Source organism: Empedobacter sp. UBA6305 (assembly GCF_002440405.1).
GTDB classification, from domain to species: Bacteria; Bacteroidota; Bacteroidia; order Flavobacteriales; family Weeksellaceae; genus Empedobacter; species Empedobacter falsenii_B.
In genome coordinates, this window is the sequence record NZ_DJTP01000002.1 from 75,874 (window position 1) to 95,184 (window position 19,311).

Below are 19,311 nucleotides of genomic sequence, written 5' to 3' on the forward strand. Positions count from 1 at the left end.
TTTTTTAATTTTATAATAATTAAGTTTTAATCTCGTCGTCCGCCCATTGCCATCATTACAAAATAAAGTAATTGCGCTAATGAACCAATCGCCGCTACTACATAAGTTCTTGCAGCCCATTTTAATGAATCTTTTGCGCCTTCATATTCGTTTGGCATTACCATATTGTTTCCTTTTAACCAAGCTAACGCACGGTTGGAAGCGTCGTATTCTACAGGTAAAGTAACAAATGCGAAAACTGTTGTTACCGCAAATAGGAAAATACCAATCCACAATAAAGTTGCATTTTTAGATGAAGCCATCACGATTAATCCTAACATCAAAATCCATTGATTTAAGCGAGATGCAACGTTTACCATTGGAACCATTTTCGAGCGTAAATGCAACATATTATAACCAACCGCATGTTGTACTGCGTGACCACACTCGTGCGCTGCAACTGCTGCTGCCGCTGCATTTCGTTCGTGGTAAACAACTTCCGATAAGTTTACCGTTTTATCAGCAGGATTGTAATGGTCCGTCAATTGTCCAGGAGTAGAGATAACACGAACATCGCGAATATTATTATCAGAAAGCATTTTTTCTGCAATCTCTTTTCCTGACATTCCGTTTGCTAAATGTACCTTCGAATAATACTTAAATTTACTTTGCAGTCGGTTACTAACAAACCAACTAATCAGCATAAATAACCCAATAATAATGTAATAACCTGTCATCTATTTTCTATTTTATTTTTTAATCAATTTTAATATTTATTCAAAATTCAAAAAGTATTCCAATAAGTGAATAGAGACAAAAATAGCAGAAAAGTTAGTTTTTTTGGCAGAGTTCTGTATTAAATCATATAAAAATGAACAAAAACTGACATTTTGCTCAAAAATTTTTGAATTGAAATTACAAAACTCATTACCTTTGTAAGCTATGAGTATTCGCATAATAGAAGTACAATCAAAACACGATTTGGAAGCATTTATTAAGTTTCCGATGAATTTGTATAAGGATAATCAATATTACGTTCCACCCTTTATTAATGAGGAGAAGGAAACATTAGATGTTTCTAAAAATCCCGTTTTTAAAGATGCTGAAGCGCGTTATTTTCTTGCTGAAAAAGAAGGTAAGATTGTGGGACGTGTTGCGGCAATTATCAATTGGCAAGAAGTCAATAATCAACAAAAACGTAAAATGCGTTTCGGCTGGTTTGATATGATTGATGATATCGAAGTCACGAAAGTACTTTTGGCAAAAGTCACGGAAATAGGTAAAGAAAATCAATTAGAATATATAGAGGGACCAGTTGGTTTTTCGAATTTGGAAAAGGCAGGTTTGCTAACTTTCGGATATGATAAATTGGCTACAATGGTTGGTTTATATAATTTTCCGTACTATGCGCAACACTTAGAATCATTAGGTTTTGAAACGGCTAATGAGTGGGTGGAATATGAATTGGCTGCACCAACAGAATTGCCAGAAAAGGTTATCAAATTTAATAAAATTATTCGAGAACGTTACAAATTACGAGAATTGAAGTTTACAAAAACTTCTGAAATTATTCCGTATGTCGACGAAATGTTCGATTTGTTAGATAAAACTTACAGCGAATTGGATACTTATGTGCCAATTGCGGATTACCAAATAGAATATTACAAAAAGAAATATATTCCGTTTATCAATCCAGATTTTGTGAACTGTATTGTTGATGAAGACGGAAAAATGGTTTCGTTTGCAATTACGATGCCTTCTTACTCGAAAGCGATGCAAAAAGCGAAAGGTAAAATTTTTCCTTTTGGTTGGTGGCATTTAATGAAAGCAAGTAAAAATAATGATTCTGCTCAATTTTATTTGATTGGAATTGATCCGAAATTTCAAGGAAAGGGAGTTACAGCATTGATTTTTAATGCAATGTTTGATACGTTTAGAAACAACGGGATCAAATTTTTGGAAACAAACCCTGAATTAGCGGACAACGAAAGTATTCAAGTTTTATGGAAAGCATATAATCCTGTAAATCACAAACGTCGCAAAACTTTCAAGAAATCAATTTAATATAAATAATAATGTTGTATATTTTGGATTAAAATTCGTCAATTCGAGTGATTTTTAGAAAGATTATTTTTAAAAATTGTATCGAGAATTAAGATATATTTTATCTTCAAAAACCTTATTCTCGATACAAAATTCTAAACGAATTTCACTCGAATTGATGGTTTTATTTATTTTGATAATCAAAATTTATAACATAGAAATTATAAATGTATAACATAATAAATATGTTTGATATTCATCAATTAGAGAAAGAATATTCAACTTTCAGACAAGAAGGTTTTGATTCGAAATGGTTAAATTTTGAAGCTTTAAATCACTATTTTTCATTAAAATCAAGTCAAAAAGAGCAAATTGGAACATCTTTTTTAGGAAATGAGATTTATAAATTAAGTTTCGGGAATGGAGAAAAACGTTTATTGATTTGGTCTCAAATGCACGGAAACGAATCTTCTGGAACGCGTGCAATGTTTGATGTGATTAATTTTTTTGAACAAAAATCTGAATTAGCTCAAACCATTTTATCTCAATTGACAATTGATTTTATTCCGATGTTAAATCCTGATGGTGCAAATGTCAATACACGTAGAAATGCGGTTGGAATTGATATTAATCGTGACTTTTTAGCAAAAGAATCAACAGAAATTCATGTTTTGTTGAATCAAGTGGAGAAAGGAAATTATCAAACGTTATTCAATTTGCATGATCAGCGTACGATTTTCAATGTTGGACAAACAGAAAAACCTGCAACGCTTTCTTTTTTGGCGCCTTCTTACAATGTTGAAGAAGATGTAAACGAAGTTCGCGAAAAAACGATGGGAATTATTCAGGCAATGAATATTGAATTGCAAAAAGTAATTCCTGGTCATGTAGGTCGTTATACATCAGAGTTCTATCCGATGTCTACTGGGGATAATTTTACAAAAATGGATTATCCGTGCGTATTATTTGAAGCGGGACATTTTCCGAATGATTATCAACGTAATACAACAAGAAAATACAATGCATTGGCTATTTTAGCAGGATTGAATGCTTTAGCTAAGCAAGATAACTTTCCGTTTGATGAATATTTAGCGATTCCTCAAAATGGACAAAAATATTTGGATGTTGTGATTCATAATGTTCAAATTCTGAATGGTGAAAAATCTTCTGTTGTTGATTTGGGAATTTATTTTGAAGATGAATACAACGAAGAAAATAATTCGGTAGAGCAAATCGCAAAAATTATTGAAATTGGTGATTTGCGAAAATTTATTGGTCATCTCGAAATTGATGCTGAAAAACAAGTTTATAAAGGAGCATCCAAAAATTATCCTTTATTGAATCAATTGGCGACTTTCGAAATTGGCTCAATTAAAGTTGAAAATGGGCAAATCATTTCATAATTATTTATACATTTAACCTATAAACTAAAAATACAATGAAAAAAATATTAGCAATTGCACTTGTTGCAATGTTGGGATTTTCTACGCAATCGTTTGCTCAAAATAAAGTGTTGAATCGTACGATTACAGCTGAAAATGGGAAGAAAATGTTGACGGGAGAATTCAATAGAAAAGCTTTGGAAGAAGAAGATTTTAAAGAATGGTATCACCACGAATATGACACTTACGAAGTTGAGAAAAGTAAATTGAAAGGTTTAAAAGATTTACGTAACTACCGTTTGGAAGTTTTTGTAGGAACTTGGTGTCCAGATTCTCGTCGTGAATTACCACGTTTGTACAAAATTTTAGATGATATTAAATTTCCTCAAAATCGTTTGAAAGTGATTGGTGTAAATCGTCAAATGAAAAGTTTCAACGGAGAAGAAATCAATAAAAATGTGACTCACGTTCCGACAATTATCGTATATAATAATAAAAAAGAAGAAGTTGGTAGAATTGTAGAATCTCCAGTTTCGGGCTATCTAGAAGAAGATTTGGCACAGATTGTGAATGGTACGCCATTGACTCCAAATTATGCAAATGAATAATTTAAAGAAAATAATTCTTGTTGTTGTAGCCTTTATTTTTGGTGTGATGATAACGTATTTCATCATGGATAAATTCAAATCTGAAAGCTATACCGAACAATCTCATGTGATTGCGTATCAAATCGAACGAATGAATAAAATGATTGTTGCAGAACAAACCTATTCAGATTTATACAATCACACGTCAAAAAAATCGTTGCCAGGTTTAACTGATATTTTTTCTGCGGATAAAAAGGTGACACTTTTGGTGAAAGCCAAAGCACAAGCAACGTATGATTTAAAAAAAATGGATATTGAATTGGATTCGGTGAATAAAAAAATCATCATCAAATCTATTCCTCCAGTTGAAATCCAAGTATATCCAGATGTTAGTTTTTATGACATGGATCAAAGTGTTTTCAATAAATTTAGTAAAGATGATTTGAACGGAATTAAAAAACGTGCCGTGGAGCATGTGGAAAAAACTGTGGATCAAACCAAACTAAAACAAGAAGCACATCAACAATTAATTCAAAATCTTGGCGATTTGTATTTCCTTGCAAAAACCTATGGTTGGAAGATAGAAGATAAAACGAGTTATGCCAACGAATTGAATAAATTATACGATTAATAAATAATTAAAAACCTGTTCCGATAGAATAGGTTTTTTTTCGCTGAATAAAGAAATGAAGTGTTTCTTTCTTTAGAATTAAAATTGAAAATAGTATTTTCGCTTAATATTAAAAATAAAAATGAATTGGCGTAGATTTTTACTTCCATTTTCTGGTTTATATTGGATAGGAACTTCGGTTCGAAATCTGTTTTACAATATAGGAATGATGCGTTCCTCATCATTCAATATTCCAATTATTAATGTTGGAAACCTTTCTGTTGGCGGAACGGGAAAGTCACCTCATATCATGTATTTAATTGATTTGTTGAAAGACGAAAAATTAATTGCAACATTGAGTAGAGGATATGGACGAAAAACAAAGGGTTTTTTGATTGCAAATTATTCTTCAAAAGTGTATGATATAGGAGACGAACCAATGCAGTTTTTTCAACGTTTCAAGAATAGAATATTGATTGCTGTTTGCGAAGACAGAGCTTTTGGTGCACAAAAATTAATTGACCATTATAATGCAGAAGCAATTTTGTTGGATGATGCATATCAACATCGAGGAATAAAAGCTGGTTTCAATATTTTGTTGACCGATTACAATAATCCATATTACAAAGATTTTTTATTGCCAGCAGGTGATTTGAGAGAGAGTAGAAGTGGAGTTCGTCGTGCAGATATTATTATTGTAACGAAATGTCCAGACAGAATTTCGGAAGAAAAACACAAAGAAATTTCGAAAAAGATTAACTTAAAATCTCATCAGCAATTATTTTTTTCGAAAATTGTTTATGATAACAAATTGATTGGGAAATTGGATAATGTTGAGAAATCGACTTGGAAAAATCTGAATGTTATTTTAGTTACAGGAATTGCTAAAACAGATGGTTTGGTAAAATTTGCGGAAGAAAACTTTGCAAATGTCTTGCATTTAGAATATCCAGATCATCATAATTTTAGTCAATCAGAAATTGAGTATATTTACAAACGATACGAAGATACGGAAGGTAGAAAGCGTTTTGATAAAATTATCATGACAACAGAGAAAGATTATATGCGTTTGATGGAAGAATCCATGATAAAGGACGATTTATACTACATTCCGATTAGTATCGATATTAACGATAAAGAAAAATTTAATCAAACTATTTTAGAGTATGTTGGACAGAATTAATGAGGCTGTAAAGTACATCAATAATTTATTGCCAGATCAACCAGAATTTGTAATTGTGTTAGGGTCTGGATTAGGAAAATTAGAAGATGAAGTAGAAAATAAAGTTGTTATTAGCTACAAAGATATACCAAACTTTCCTCAAGTAACAGTAGAAGGGCACAAAGGTCATTTAGTATACGGAACTATTTTAGGTAAAAAAGTTTTGATGATGGCTGGTCGTTTCCATTATTATGAAGGATATTCGATGGAAGAAGTAACGTTCCCAATGCGTGTATTTAACGGATTAGGAATTAAGAAAGTTGTTTTATCGAATGCTTCTGGAGGTGTTAATCCAAATTTCCAAGTTGGAGATATTTTATTGGTAAAAGATCATATTAATATGATGCCAGAACATCCTTTACGCGGAAAAAATATTGACGAATTAGGACCTCGTTTTGTGGATATGTCTAAAGCATATGACAGAGAAATGTTGAATGAAGCTGCAGAATTTGCAAAAGCAAATGATATCCTGGTTCATCAAGGAGTTTATGTAGGATTACAAGGACCAACTTTCGAAACGCCATCTGAATACGGATTGGTTCGTTTTATTGGAGGAGATTGTGTTGGTATGAGTACAGTTCCTGAAGTTATTGTTGCTCGTCACATGGATATGCGCGTTTTTTGTTTATCTATTATTACAGATTTAGGTGGACCAGAAATTTCATTCGATGTTTCGCACGAAGATGTATTAAATGCAGCGAATACAGCAATGCCAAATGTAATTCGCGTGGTAAAAAGCGTAATCGAGAATTGTTAATTTTTGATATTACTTAGATAAATTAATAAGCCAACTGAAAAGTTGGTTTTTTTTTTATTTTAAAGTATTTATAAAAGCTACTATTTATTGAAAATCAAAATTTTATAAATATTGTTGAAAAAGAGTAGTAATTATTTTGTAACGGTTCTTATTGCTTAGTATTTCAATCTATTTCCGATAACTCTAATGCTAATATACAAAAATTAGGATATGATTTAAGTTATAATAATGTTTTTAAAAATCTAAAATATTAGTTTTTTTTACTTAAAAAATATTACAATTTATAATTAGCTCGTTTATAACGTTGTTTGCCGTTCCTCGTTTTACCATATTTTATTAATTTATTAGAACATACTTTTGTTTGATAAACAATGGTAAAAGTTGATTTTGTCATATCTTATTAAAGATAAATTATATTGAAGATTTTATATAGTTTCTCTAAATGGAATTTCTAGTTGAGTTCCGAATTTTTTTTGATTATTGGATAAATTAGAGATAGCAACACCTAATAGTCGAACTGGTTTTTCTAAGGAGTAACCTTCACTTAATAAATCATAACAAATAAGATCAAAAAGTTCTCTATTTTTAACTGGAAATGATGCTGATTTACTTTTTGTAGTAACCGAAAAATCATTGTGTTTTATTTTTACAGTAATTGTTCTTCCATAAATTGATGTTTTTAAAGAAAAGTTCCAAACATCTTCTATTAGTGGAAATAAAGCAATTTGCATTTCTTCTAATGTTTCTAAATCTTTGCTAAAAGTTGTTTCTGAACCAGATGATTTTCGCAATCGAGTAGGGTTGACCTCTCTAAAATCTAATCCTCTAACAATATTGTAATAGTATTTACCTGATTTCCCGAATTCCCGTAACAGTTTTTCTAATTCTAGGTTTTTCAAGTCCAAACCTGTATGAATGCCCATCATTTGCATACGTTCGGCAGTTACTTTTCCAATTCCATGAAATTTTTTGATTGGTAATTGATCAATAAAATTTTCAGACATTTTAGGCGTAATCACATAAAGTCCATCAGGTTTGTTATAATCCGAAGCAATTTTAGCTAAAAATTTATTGAAAGAAACACCTGCAGAAGCAGTCAAATCTGTTCGTTCCTTTATTTTTTGTTTGATTTCGTTTGCAATATCTGTGGCGATTTCGATGTCTTTATGGTTAATTGTTACATCCAAAAAAGCTTCATCCAAAGATAAAGGTTCAACCAAATCAGTATATTCAAGAAATATTTCACGAATTTGATTCGAAACTTCTTTATAAACTTGAAATCGAGGTTTTACAAATATCAAATGTGGACATTTGCGTTTTGCAACAACAGAAGACATTGCAGAGCCGACGCCATATTTTCTAGCTTCGTAACTAGCGGTAGCAATCACACCACGTTCTTCATTTCCGCCAACAGCAATGCATTTCCCTCTTAATTCGGGGAAATCTCGTTGTTCAACAGAAGCATAAAAAGCGTCCATATCGATGTGAATAATCTTACGCTGCATCTTGCAAAATTACTCGCTTTATTTTAAATGATACTCTTGAATAAAGTTTTTTAAGTTTTTCTTATCGGCAACAATTGTCAAATAATCGCCCAATTCAATTGGTACATTTCGATCAGGATTGTGAATCATTTTTCCATCGCGCTCTATCGAAACCACAATTCCTTTTGCCGTATCTTTTACCCAGCCAATCGATTTATGCTCCAAAACACAAAAATCATTCGGAATAACTACTTTATCCAACGTAAAATTATCTGTATTTTTAAGATCATTATTTTCTGGAGGAGTTTCACCAATAATTTGCAAATACTTCTCAAATCGTTGAATATGTTCATCCGTTCCAATAATTCCAATTTTATCGAAAGGATATAAAACTGATTCAGAATTTGGAGTCTGAATAATTCGATCGCCACGTTTGATATAGGCAATATTGATCTGAAATTTTGTTCGCCAATCCAATTCACCCAAAAAAACACCAATAAAATTGGCATTTTGCGGAACAATCATATCCGAAATATGCGTGTTATCCCAAGTATATTGAAATTTATCTTGTTTCTTTTTCTCTTCAATTTTTTTAGTCAAAATTTCACGTTCATTTAAGTTATAAATGAATTTTGTTTGAATATAATTGTAAAATTGATTGAAATATTTTGAAAGAAAATACATTGTAATCAATAATCCAATAACTAATACAATTGAGGCAATTGTGCTTGAAAAAAATTGATTATAAATAAAAATTACAGCAACTACAACTAAAGTTAAACGGATAGAAATAATCGCGATAATTGGTGCACGATTATAATTAGATTCATCCCAAAACTCTCCAATAATTTCTCTTTTTGGTCGATTTCCAATAATTGCCCAAATAAATGGAATACACAATACAAATGTCAATGTAAGGCTAACCAAACTTGCGCCAAAATAGGTAAACCAATCGGTTAATAAGAATAAAACGTAGCTTTTGATAATCAATGTGATTGCGATAATGATTATTCCATTGATAAAAATTGTAGAAACTGTTTGTTTGATGATTTTATTCCATTTATTTTCGTTTTGAATGTGTTGTGTATCAGATGAATAATTTTCAACACCTTGAATAAATTTTTGTGGAAGAACTTTTTCCAATAAAGTATAAACTTTGTCAGATGATTTTATTAAATAAGGTGTAGTAAATGTTGTAATTGCCGAAACACCGACTGCAACAGGAAATAAGAAGTCGCTTGTTACGCCAAGAGAAAGTCCCAAACCAGCAACGATGAAAGCAAATTCACCAATTTGTGCCATACTCATTCCTACTTGTACGGACTGTTTTAGCGGTTGTCCTGAAATTATAGCACCTAAAGTGGTAAAAATTAACTTTCCAAAAATCGTCAGCAATGTTACAATTAAAATTGCCCATTTGTGTTCGTACATTGAAACAGGATCAATCATCATTCCAATAGAAATAAAGAAGATTGTAGCAAATAAATTTTTTACAGATTGAAAATTATGTTCGATTTTTTCTGCATAAACAGTTTCAGCTAGAATAGACCCCATTACAAATGCACCTAATTCTATAGAAAACCCAGCACTATCCGCGATATAAACCATTCCAAGACATAACCCAATTGAGATAATTAGTAAAGTTTCATCATCTAAATAGTTCTTAATTGAACGTAAAAAAGTTGGAATAATAAAAATTCCTCCAATAAACCAAACCGCTAAAAAGAAACCTAATTTAACGAAAGAATTAATCATTTCTGCTCCGTTAAAATGCTGGCTAACCGCCATAGTAGAAAGCATAACCATTAATAAAATGACCACAATATCTTCTACAATTAAAATTCCGAAAACGACATTCGCGAATTTCTTTCGTTTCAATCCTAATTCATCAAATGCTCTAATAATAATGGTTGTAGAGGAACTTGCTAATAAACCGCCGAGGAAAATACTATCCATTGTCGACCAATTCATAAATCGACCAACAAAATAACCAACGGTTACAATACAAATGATTTCGACAATCGCAGTGATGGAGGCAGAACCACCAACATTGAGTAATTTTTTGAAACTAAATTCGAGACCAAGACTAAAAAGCAAAAATATAACACCAATCTTCGCCCAAATCTCCACATTATGTTCTTCTGCAACGGACGGAATATATTCGAAATGCGGTCCAACCAAAAAACCAGCAATAATATAACCTAAAACAAGAGGTTGGTTGATGCGTTTGAAAATAAGCGTCGTCACAGCGCCTACACATAGAATTAATCCAAGATCGGTAATGAGTTTTGGCAAGTGTTCTTCCATAAATTGCGTTTAATCTCCACTAATTTAAGAATTTTTTAAAAGATAATTAATTGTTCAACTATTGATTAACTTTATATCATTATCAATTTTGTTTGAGAATAAAAAAAAACTCACTAATTCTAATGAACTAATGAGTTTGTATTTTATTATCGAAACGATATTTTACAAAGTAATTTTTGCTAAATAAGAATCTCCTTCGGTTTTTATTTTTGTACATTTTAGTTTATGATATTCGCACGCATTTTTTAACGTGTCAAAATCCAAATACAACCATTGAATAGGTTCTTCTTGCTCGCCTTTATAATGAACCGTAAAATCTAATTCACCATAGTAATTTCCATTACTCGGAATCCATTTTCCACCATCTTCGTCTTCATCAAACATATAAATAATGTCGGTTCCATCAATCAAAACTTGACCATTCTCGGTTAATAAATTTTTGATTTTATCCAAGAAAACATTAATTAAAACTAAATTCTGAAAAATTCCAGTTCCGTTCATCAAAAATAGAATCGTATCAAATTTCTCAGCTTCATTGATTTCAAGGAAATTCTGAACTTTTGCATTTTTAATTCCTCTCAACAAACAAGCTTCAATCGCTTTTGGAGAAATATCAATCGCTAAAACATCTGAACTTTTTTCTTGCAAATAAAGTGAATGAGAACCTGCTCCACAACCAACATCCAATATTTTTCCTTTTGACAAATCAAGTGCTTTTTGCTCTAGAGGAGGCATGTCATCATACTCTCGAAAAAGATAATCAATTGGCATCACATCTAACTCTGAAATTGATGTTTCGGTATAGAGATCTTCGGGCGAATGATTGGTTTGATAATCTAAAATTGCCTGTCCGAAAAGGTCTTTCATGTTATTTTTATTTTTATTTTTATTTTCTGATTAATACAGAAACTTTTATTTATTATTTTTTGCTAAAATTGCCTCAACAATTTGCTGTGCATGTACGCGCGAATTTTCAATAAACCAAATATTTGTCAACATACCACCACAAACAACGCCTGCCAAATATAAACCATCCACATTTGTTTCCATTGTTTCGGGATTATAAGTTGGCGTTTTCAATTCATCATCACTGAAAGTTATTCCACAGTTCTCCAAAAAATTGAAATTTGGATGATAACCAGTTAAAGCTAAAACGGTATCATTTTCAATTGAAATATCACCTTCTGGTGTTTTGATATGAACTTGATTTTCGTCAATAGAAGTAATATTCGAGTTGAAATAAGCTTTGATACTTCCTTCTGCAATTCGATTTTCGATATCAGGACGAACCCAATATTTTAGTCGATGCGTAAAACCTTCGCCACGAATCACCATTGTTACATTGGCACCTTTTCGATAACATTCTAAAGCTGCATCAACAGAAGAATTATTCGCTCCAACAACCACTACGTTCTGAAAAGAATAAGGGTGAGCTTCCTTGTAATAATGATGAACTTTTGGCAAATTTTCACCTTCAATATTCATTAAGTTTGGAATGTCATAAAAACCAGTTGCAAGGACTATATTGTTAGTTGAATAGTTATTTTTTGATGTTTTAACTTCGAAATGATTTGTTTCAACTTTATTAATCGTTTCAACTTCTTCGTATAGATTTAGATTGAATTTGAAATATTTATGAATGTTTCGATAATATTCTAACGCCTCTTGTCGACCAGGTTTTGTCTCAATACAATTGAACGGAATTTCTCCAATTTCTAATCGTTCGGCAGTCGAAAAAAATGTCATATACAAAGGATAGTTGTACAAACTATTTGTTAAAGCACCTTTTTCAATAATTAAATAAGAAAGATTGTTTCTTTTCGCTTCTATTGCACAAGCCAAACCAATTGGCCCAGCACCTACAATTATCAAATCATATTGTTCTTTCATCAAGCAAATTTACGGATAATCAGTTCGGTAATCTTTATGATTTTCTTCAATTTTTTTAAAAATAATGTTTAACTATTTGGATTAACGAAATATATTAATAATTTTGTTTGACAATTTTGTCAAAATAAAAAAGCCGCACAGATATGAAAGACGATACAGAAGAATTGATCAAAGAAACAGCGAAAAGAATGTTTTTTGGTGAAGGTAGATTTCATGCAACAACGCATGAAATAGCTGATGAAGCGAAAGTGAATAGAACGTTGATTAATTATTATTTCAGATCGCGAAACAATTTAATTAGTATTATTTACGAAGAAGCTACGCGAGTAAGTAATGAAAAATCGCGTGCTATTTTTGATAGAAATCGTGATATCAAAGAAATGATTGGCGAATTTATAGAGGATTCTATTGCAACATCAATCAAGTATCCATATTTGGAAACTTACATCGTTACCGAAATGAATAAAAATAATACAATGTGTTCTAAGTTAATGAAAGATGATTTAGATGTAGTTGTAAATGTTTTTTACGAAAGATTAGAGGAAGAAATGGAAAAAGGAACGATTAAAAAGATGGAGCCACTTCAGTTTTTGTTAAACATGATTTCATTGGTTAATTATCCATTTACAATTCGTCCGCTACTTCAATTGGATTTGAAATTGAGCGACGAAGATTTCAAACGTATTCTTTCTGATCGAAAAGAAATTATTCTCAATACACTTTTTAATAATTAATATATCAATGAAAAGGTTAAAACAATTACTTTCTATAGCGATTGTAGCGTTGATGAGTTCTGCTAATGCCCAAGAAATTATTGCACTTAAAGATGCAGTAAATTTTGCATTAGAAAATAAAGCTGATGCTAAACGTGCGAATTTGGCTATCAAAAAAGCAGAATATAAAATTGATGAAGCTAGAGCAGGAGCTTTGCCACAGGTTAGTGCAAATGCAGGATTACAGTATAATCCAATTGTGCAAGAAACTGCACTGACAATGGGAGGGCAAACAACTATCATTAAAATGGGACAACCATGGAATTCGAGTTTGGGAGTTACGGTTAATCAAAATATTTTTGATCAGCGTGTTTTTACAGGACTTAAAGCAGCAAAATCTACACGTGAATTTTACCAAATTAATGCGGATTTAACAGATGAACAAATTATAGAGCGAGTAGCGAATGCGTATTATCAAGTTTTTATTCAAGAAGAGAAATTAAAAACAATTGATAAAAGTTACGAAAACACGAATAAAGTTCGCAATGTTATCAAAAGTTTAGTGGATAATGGATTGGCAAAGCCTATTGATTTAGACCGAATAGTTGTACAATTAAATAACATATCTTCATCTCGCCAACAATTGGTAAATGCAGTAGAAATTAACAAGAATGCATTGAAATTTTATATGGGTTATACAATTGAGAAACCAATTAATTTAGCAGTAGAAACTATTGCGCCAAATTTAGTTTTGTTGGAAGATCAAATAGATGTTGAAAATAGAACAGAATTTAAAGTTTTATCAAAACAAAAAGAATTGTTAGATTTTGCTAAAGAAGCCGAGCGTGCGAATTTATATCCAACAGTTGGTTTAGCTGGAAATTATGGATTGCAAGGTTTTGGCGAAAAATTTATTACGTCGAAAAGTTACATCTGGTCAGATTTGGCTTCGATAGGTTTGAGTGTTAAAGTTCCGATTTTTTCAGGAGGAGCTACAAAAGCAAAAATTAATCAAGCTGAAATTGATTTGTTGGACATCGAAGAGCAAATGAATGATACAAAACTTGGGTTGAGTTTAGAATATCATAATGCGAAAGCGCAAATAGAAAATGCGTTAAAAAGTGTCGATATTCAAGAAGAAAACGTGAGTTTGGCGGAGAAAGTTTTAGCAAATACACAAAATAATTATCAACAAGGCTTAGCTAATTTGACAGAAATTTTAGACGCAGAAAATGCGTTGACAGACGCTCGAAATAATTACTCAAATGCTTTATTAGAATATAAAATTGCAGAAATAGCATTAATCAAAGCAAAAGGAGACTTAAAAACATTAATTCAATAATAGAACCGATTTATGAAATCAGTAAAAACTTTACTTTATATATTAATTGCTGCTGGCTTGATTGGTGGAGCAGTTTACATAATCAAAAATAACAAAGCGAAGCAAGAAAAGGAAGTTGCGATTGTAAATGCTAATAACGATGAGGTTGTGGTAAATACAATTAAAGCAAAATACGAAAGCTTAAATACAGATTATACGTCAAACGGTACATTTGCGCCATTTCAGGAAATGAGTTTTCCTTCAGAAATTTCAGGAAGAATTGTTCGTGTATTGGTAGATGAAGGTAGTTATGTTTCTGTTGGTCAAACATTGGCAACAATCAAAAAAGATGCAATTGAGGTTGATGTAACTCAAGCACAAAATAATCTTCAAAATGCGATTATAGATAATCAACGTTACGAAAATGCGTACAAAACTGGAGGAGTAACAAAGCAACAATTGGATAATTCGCGTTTGCAATTAAAAAATGCAAGAGCAGCGGTTTCTGCACAAAATTTACGTGTTCGTGATACCAATGTAAAAGCAACTATTTCTGGTGTGATTAACAAGCGTTACATAGAGCCAGGATCTGTAGTAGCACCGGGTTCGCAAATGTTTGATATTGTTAATGTGTCAAAACTAAAATTACAAGTTACAGTAACAGAAGCTGAAGTTGTGAATTTGAAAGTGGGACAAACAATCAAAGTATTGGCGAGTGTTTTTCCTGATCAAGAATTTGCAGGAAAAATTTCTTTTATTGCGCCTAAAGCAGATGCTTCATTAAACTTTCCAGTAGAAATTCAAGTTTCGAATAATTCTGGTTTAAAAGCTGGTATGTACGGAACGGCAGTATTCTCGACAAAAGATGATGTAAATGCAGGTAAAAATGTATTGGTTGTTCCAGCAAATGCTTTCGTAAATGGAATTAGTTCTGGACAAGTTTTCGTGGTTGAAAATAATACAGCAAAATTAACGAAAGTTGTGATTGGAAAAACAGTTGGAACTGAAGTTGAAATTATTAGTGGAATTAAAGATGGAGCTGAAATCGTGACAAGTGGTCAGATTAATCTGAAAGATGGAACGAAAGTAAAAGTTGTAAAGTAAGATAGATTTCCATGAAAATAGCAGAAATATCAATTAAACGTCCCACAATGATTATCGTGTTATTCACGATTTTGACTTTGGGAGGATTGTTTAGTTATACGCAAATGGGATACGAATTAATCCCAAAATTTGAAACGAATGTTGTTACGATTTCAACGGTTTATCCTGGAGCTTCTCCAAACGAAGTTGAAAATTCTGTAACCAAAAAGATAGAGGATGCGGTTGCAGCCTTAGAAAATGTAAAGAAAGTAGAATCGAAATCTTACGAAAGTTTATCAGTTGTAATGGTTACGTTGAATTCTGATGCAAATGCAGATTTAGCGTTGAATGATGCGCAACGTAAGATTAATGCCATTGAGAAAGATTTACCTGATGATGTAGATCCGCCTTCTTTGACGAAATTCTCGTTAAGTGATTTACCAATTATTACAGCTGGTGTAACGTCTGATAAGTTGACAGAAAAAGATTTGTATGATTTGTTAGATAAAAAAATAGAACCAGTTTTATCACGTGTGACAGGTGTTGCGCAAGTAAATTTGATTGGAGGACAAGAACGTGAAATTCAAGTAAGTTTAGATCCTGTGAAATTGAAAGGTTATGGATTATCTGTGCCTCAAGTTCAGCAAGCAATCTTAACTTCGAATTTAGATTTCCCAACAGGAAGTGTAAAAACACGTGAAAACTCTACAATTATTCGTCTTTCTGGAAAATATAAATCAGTTGATGAATTAAATAATTTGGTAATTTCTTCGAATAATGGAATTCAAGTTCGTTTATCGGAAGTTGCTTTTGTGCAAGATTCTCAGAAAGAAGTAGAAAAAATTGCACGTGTTAATCAGAGTTCTGCGATTATTGTTCAGGTTGTAAAACAATCAGATGCAAATGCGGTGGCTGTTTCTGAATTGATGAAAGAAACCATCAAAAAAGTTGAAACAGATTATAAGAAAGAAGGACTTAAAATTCAGATTGTAAATGATACGTCTGATTTTACATTGGCTGCGGCAGATCACGTTATTTTCGATTTAGTTTTAGCAGTTGTTTTAGTTGCAATTGTAATGCTTTTGTTTTTACATAGTATTCGTAATGCTTTTATTGTAATGGTTTCTATTCCAGCATCGTTAATTGCGACTTTTATCGGAATGTACTTAATGGGGTATACCTTAAACTTGATGTCGTTACTTGGTTTATCACTTGTAGTGGGAATTTTGGTGGATGATGCCATCGTTGTTTTAGAGAATATTTACCGTCACATGGAAATGGGAAAATCGAAAATTAGAGCTTCATACGATGGGGCAAAAGAAATTGGATTTACCGTAACTGCTATTACATTGGTAATTGTCGTGGTATTCTTACCAATTGCAATGAGTACAGGTTTGGTGGCGAATATTATTGCACAGTTTTGTGTGACAGTCGTTATCGCAACCTTACTATCCTTATTGTCGTCATTTACAATTGTTCCTTGGTTGTCTTCTCGTTTCGGGAAATTAGAACATATCACAGGGAAAAATATTTTTGAGAAATTTATTCTTTGGTTCGAAAAACAATTAATGAAATTTACCCACTTCATTTCTGATATGTTAGAATGGTGTTTAAAATCTACCGTTCGTAGAATTGGAGTTTTTATTGGGGTATTTATCGTTTTATTTGCAGTTATTGGAGTTTTAATGGGAGGAAAATATATTGGTGGTGAATTCTTCCCTAAAACAGATAAAGGTGAATTCTTAGTTCAAATAGAGTTACCAAAAGATGCAACAATAGAGGAATCAAATTTTATGACGCAAAAAGCAGAAAAATTTTTACGTGGTAAAAAAGAAGTTGTTGATATGATTACAACTGTTGGTCAAAGTTCTGAAGGATTTGGAGCAGCACAAGCAACAGCTTATAAAGCAGAAATAGACGTTATTTTAAATGATAAATCAGAGCGTGAAGACAATTCATTTATTTATGCGGCAAAAGTAAAACGCGATTTAGAAAAAGAATTAGTTGGTGCTAAGGTTAAAACTGTTCCAGTTGGTTTAATTGGAGCGGAACAAGCGCCAATAGCGTTGGTTGTGACAGGTCCAAATTTAGAAAGCGCCATGAAATTTGCTGAATTAGCAAAACACGAATTAGAGCAAATTAAGGGTTCTTCGGAAGTGAAATTAACGACAGAAGCCGGAAATCCTGAAATTAATGTGCAAGTTGACCGTGATAAAATGGCTGCTTTAGGATTGAATTTACAAACAGTTGGTTTGACGATGCAAACTGCTTTCTCTGGAAATACAGATGGTAAATTTAGAGCGGGTGAATACGAATATGATATTAATATTCAGTACAATGATTTTAATCGTTCGAATATCGATGATGTTCGTAGTTTGATATTTATGAATGATAAAGGACAACAAATTCGTTTGGATCAATTTGCAACGGTTACACAAAGTTCTGGACCAAGTTTCTTAGAGCGTCGTGATAAAACACCTTCTGTAACTGTGCAAGCGCAATCTGTTGGTCGTACAACGGGTGATATTGTGACTGATTTCAAAAATAGTTTACAAAAAATTGATAGTAAAAAACCAACCGGTGTATCGTATGTTTGGGGTGGAGATGAAGAAAATCAATCCGAAGGTTTTGGTACATTAGGTTACGCATTATTAGCAGCAATTATTTTAGTTTATTTGGTGATGGTTGCTTTGTATGATTCGTTTATTTATCCTTTCGTGGTTTTGTTTTCTATTCCATTATCATTAATTGGAGTCTTTGTGGTTTTAGCTTTAACTAATAATTCGTTGAATATCTTCACGATTCTCGGAATGATTATGTTGATTGGTTTGGTGTGCAAAAATGCCATTTTATTAGTCGATTTTACAAACCATAGAAAAGAAGCAGGAGAAACAACACACAATGCTTTGGTACAAGCCAATCATGCACGTCTTCGTCCAATTTTGATGACAACTATCGCCATGGTTTTTGGTATGATTCCGATTGCTTTGGCAGAAGGAGCAGGAGCAGAGATGAACAACGGTTTGGCATGGGTTATTATCGGTGGATTAGTTTCCTCATTATTCCTAACCTTAATTATTGTTCCTGTGGTTTATTCATTATTCGATAGTGCAATTCGTCGATTCTCAAAAGGAGAAAAAGTAGATTATGAAGCAGAAATGGTTGCAGATTATGAAGCGCGACAAATAAAAGAAGAATGGGAAGAGTAATCTTTCGTTTTTAGATATTTAATCAAACCCGTTCAGTTTTTATTATTTTAATTGATACATAAAAAAATCCTTGTCAAAGTTCTAAACCTTGACAAGGATTTTTATTTAGTTGAAACTCGTTATTTTGTTAATGCGATGTGCTTGTTGCAGAACTCTAAAATAGACTAATTTTTCGTATTTTGTTGTATGCAAGGACGAAAAGAATTTACTCCACAACTTTTTTATGAATTAAGTTTAGATCGGTTAGTACCGTTTGATAACTTTTATCGATGCGTTAATCACGAACTAGATTTACATTTTCTGTACAAATCCACCAAAAAATATTACGGAACTCAAGGTCAAGAGAGTATTGATTCTGTGGTGTTTTTTAAAATATTATTGATAGGCTATTTAAACAACATTAATAGCGATCGTGCATTGATTCGTTTTTGCAGTAATTGGCTTGGATGTTCGTTTATTTTTAGGTTATGATTTAAATGAAGAGTTGCCTTGGCATTCAACAATTAGCCGAACAAGAGCGTTTTTTGGAGAGGAAGTTTTCTTGCAACTTTTTCAGTTAGTTTTAAAACTATGTGTTAACAAAGGCATGGTTTCAGATAAACGTCAGGCGGTAGACTCAGCGTTTATTAAAGCCAATGCCAGCATGGATTCTTTGGTAGAAAAAGAAGTTTTAAATGATGCTTCTGCTTTTGTGAATGAGTTAGAAGAAAATTCAGAATTCAAA

At 32.0% G+C, this 19,311-nt stretch carries 15 protein-coding genes and 1 pseudogene; 11 read left to right on the forward strand and 5 right to left on the reverse strand.

Translation table 11 applies throughout. The features are described 5' to 3' along the window. Positions 1-26: 26 nt before the first annotated feature. Entirely contained in the window at positions 27-716 is a 690-nt protein-coding gene (locus tag B3M86_RS00615; RefSeq protein ID WP_286495562.1) for a zinc metallopeptidase, read from the reverse strand. A gap of 205 nt (positions 717-921) precedes the next feature. Between B3M86_RS00615 and B3M86_RS00620 the strand changes: the two genes are divergently transcribed. The 6 genes from B3M86_RS00620 (at position 922) to B3M86_RS00645 (ending at position 6,580) form a co-directional block, all read left to right on the forward strand. Further along, complete coding sequence (locus tag B3M86_RS00620; protein WP_286495561.1) at positions 922-2,043, forward strand: GNAT family N-acetyltransferase; 1,122 nt, start codon at positions 922-924, stop codon at positions 2,041-2,043. A 206-nt stretch (positions 2,044-2,249) separates the two neighbouring features. Next, positions 2,250-3,425 carry a M14 family zinc carboxypeptidase gene (locus B3M86_RS00625; RefSeq protein ID WP_291075688.1) on the forward strand — a complete coding sequence of 392 codons (1,176 nt, stop codon included), beginning with the start codon at positions 2,250-2,252 and terminating at the stop codon, positions 3,423-3,425. 35 nt (positions 3,426-3,460) lie between these two features. Then, complete coding sequence (locus B3M86_RS00630; protein WP_291075690.1) at positions 3,461-4,012, forward strand: TlpA family protein disulfide reductase; 552 nt, start codon at positions 3,461-3,463, stop codon at positions 4,010-4,012. Next, a complete protein-coding gene (locus B3M86_RS00635; protein ID WP_052217853.1) occupies positions 4,005-4,622 on the forward strand; it encodes a DUF4230 domain-containing protein in 618 nt (205 codons plus the stop codon). The genes B3M86_RS00630 and B3M86_RS00635 overlap by 8 nt, the downstream gene beginning before the upstream one ends. Positions 4,623-4,743: 121 nt before the next feature. Further along, positions 4,744-5,784 carry a tetraacyldisaccharide 4'-kinase gene (gene lpxK, locus B3M86_RS00640; protein ID WP_221856528.1) on the forward strand — a complete coding sequence of 347 codons (1,041 nt, stop codon included), beginning with the start codon at positions 4,744-4,746 and terminating at the stop codon, positions 5,782-5,784. Further along, positions 5,768-6,580, forward strand: coding sequence for a purine-nucleoside phosphorylase (locus B3M86_RS00645; protein ID WP_115001055.1), 813 nt, complete (start codon positions 5,768-5,770; stop codon positions 6,578-6,580). Before lpxK ends, B3M86_RS00645 begins: the two co-directional genes overlap by 17 nt. Before the next feature lie 425 nt (positions 6,581-7,005). On the opposite strand, the gene dinB is transcribed toward B3M86_RS00645, so the two are convergent. The 4 genes from dinB to B3M86_RS00665 all read right to left on the reverse strand — a co-directional run bounded on the left by dinB (position 7,006) and on the right by B3M86_RS00665 (position 12,261). Then, positions 7,006-8,085, reverse strand: coding sequence for a DNA polymerase IV (dinB, locus tag B3M86_RS00650; protein WP_286496366.1), 1,080 nt, complete (start codon positions 8,083-8,085; stop codon positions 7,006-7,008). 18 nt (positions 8,086-8,103) lie between these two features. Further along, positions 8,104-10,371 (reverse strand): cation:proton antiporter, encoded by a 2,268-nt coding sequence (locus B3M86_RS00655; protein ID WP_291047071.1) that lies wholly within the window; start codon positions 10,369-10,371, stop codon positions 8,104-8,106. 162 nt (positions 10,372-10,533) lie between these two features. Beyond that, on the reverse strand, positions 10,534-11,238 hold the full coding sequence (locus B3M86_RS00660) for a class I SAM-dependent methyltransferase (protein WP_291047070.1): 705 nt from the start codon (positions 11,236-11,238) through the stop codon (positions 10,534-10,536). Positions 11,239-11,283: 45 nt separating this feature from the next. Beyond that, on the reverse strand, positions 11,284-12,261 hold the full coding sequence (locus B3M86_RS00665) for a YpdA family putative bacillithiol disulfide reductase (protein WP_180904757.1): 978 nt from the start codon (positions 12,259-12,261) through the stop codon (positions 11,284-11,286). A 143-nt stretch (positions 12,262-12,404) separates the two neighbouring features. Here B3M86_RS00665 and B3M86_RS00670 point away from each other — a divergent pair, with 143 nt between their 5' ends. From B3M86_RS00670 to B3M86_RS13930, 5 genes and pseudogenes are all read left to right on the forward strand, one after another. Then, positions 12,405-12,995: a TetR/AcrR family transcriptional regulator gene (locus tag B3M86_RS00670; protein ID WP_291067717.1), complete on the forward strand. Its 591-nt coding sequence runs from the start codon at positions 12,405-12,407 to the stop codon at positions 12,993-12,995. A 7-nt stretch (positions 12,996-13,002) separates the two neighbouring features. Beyond that, on the forward strand, positions 13,003-14,316 hold the full coding sequence (locus tag B3M86_RS00675; protein ID WP_291065301.1) for a TolC family protein: 1,314 nt from the start codon (positions 13,003-13,005) through the stop codon (positions 14,314-14,316). A gap of 12 nt (positions 14,317-14,328) precedes the next feature. After that, positions 14,329-15,399 carry an efflux RND transporter periplasmic adaptor subunit gene (locus B3M86_RS00680; protein ID WP_221856169.1) on the forward strand — a complete coding sequence of 357 codons (1,071 nt, stop codon included), beginning with the start codon at positions 14,329-14,331 and terminating at the stop codon, positions 15,397-15,399. Between the two features lie 11 nt (positions 15,400-15,410). Further along, a complete protein-coding gene (locus B3M86_RS00685) occupies positions 15,411-18,587 on the forward strand; it encodes an efflux RND transporter permease subunit (protein WP_219034226.1) in 3,177 nt (1,058 codons plus the stop codon). Positions 18,588-18,773: 186 nt separating this feature from the next. Then, positions 18,774-19,311: pseudogene (locus B3M86_RS13930) on the forward strand (transposase); the annotation flags it as partial.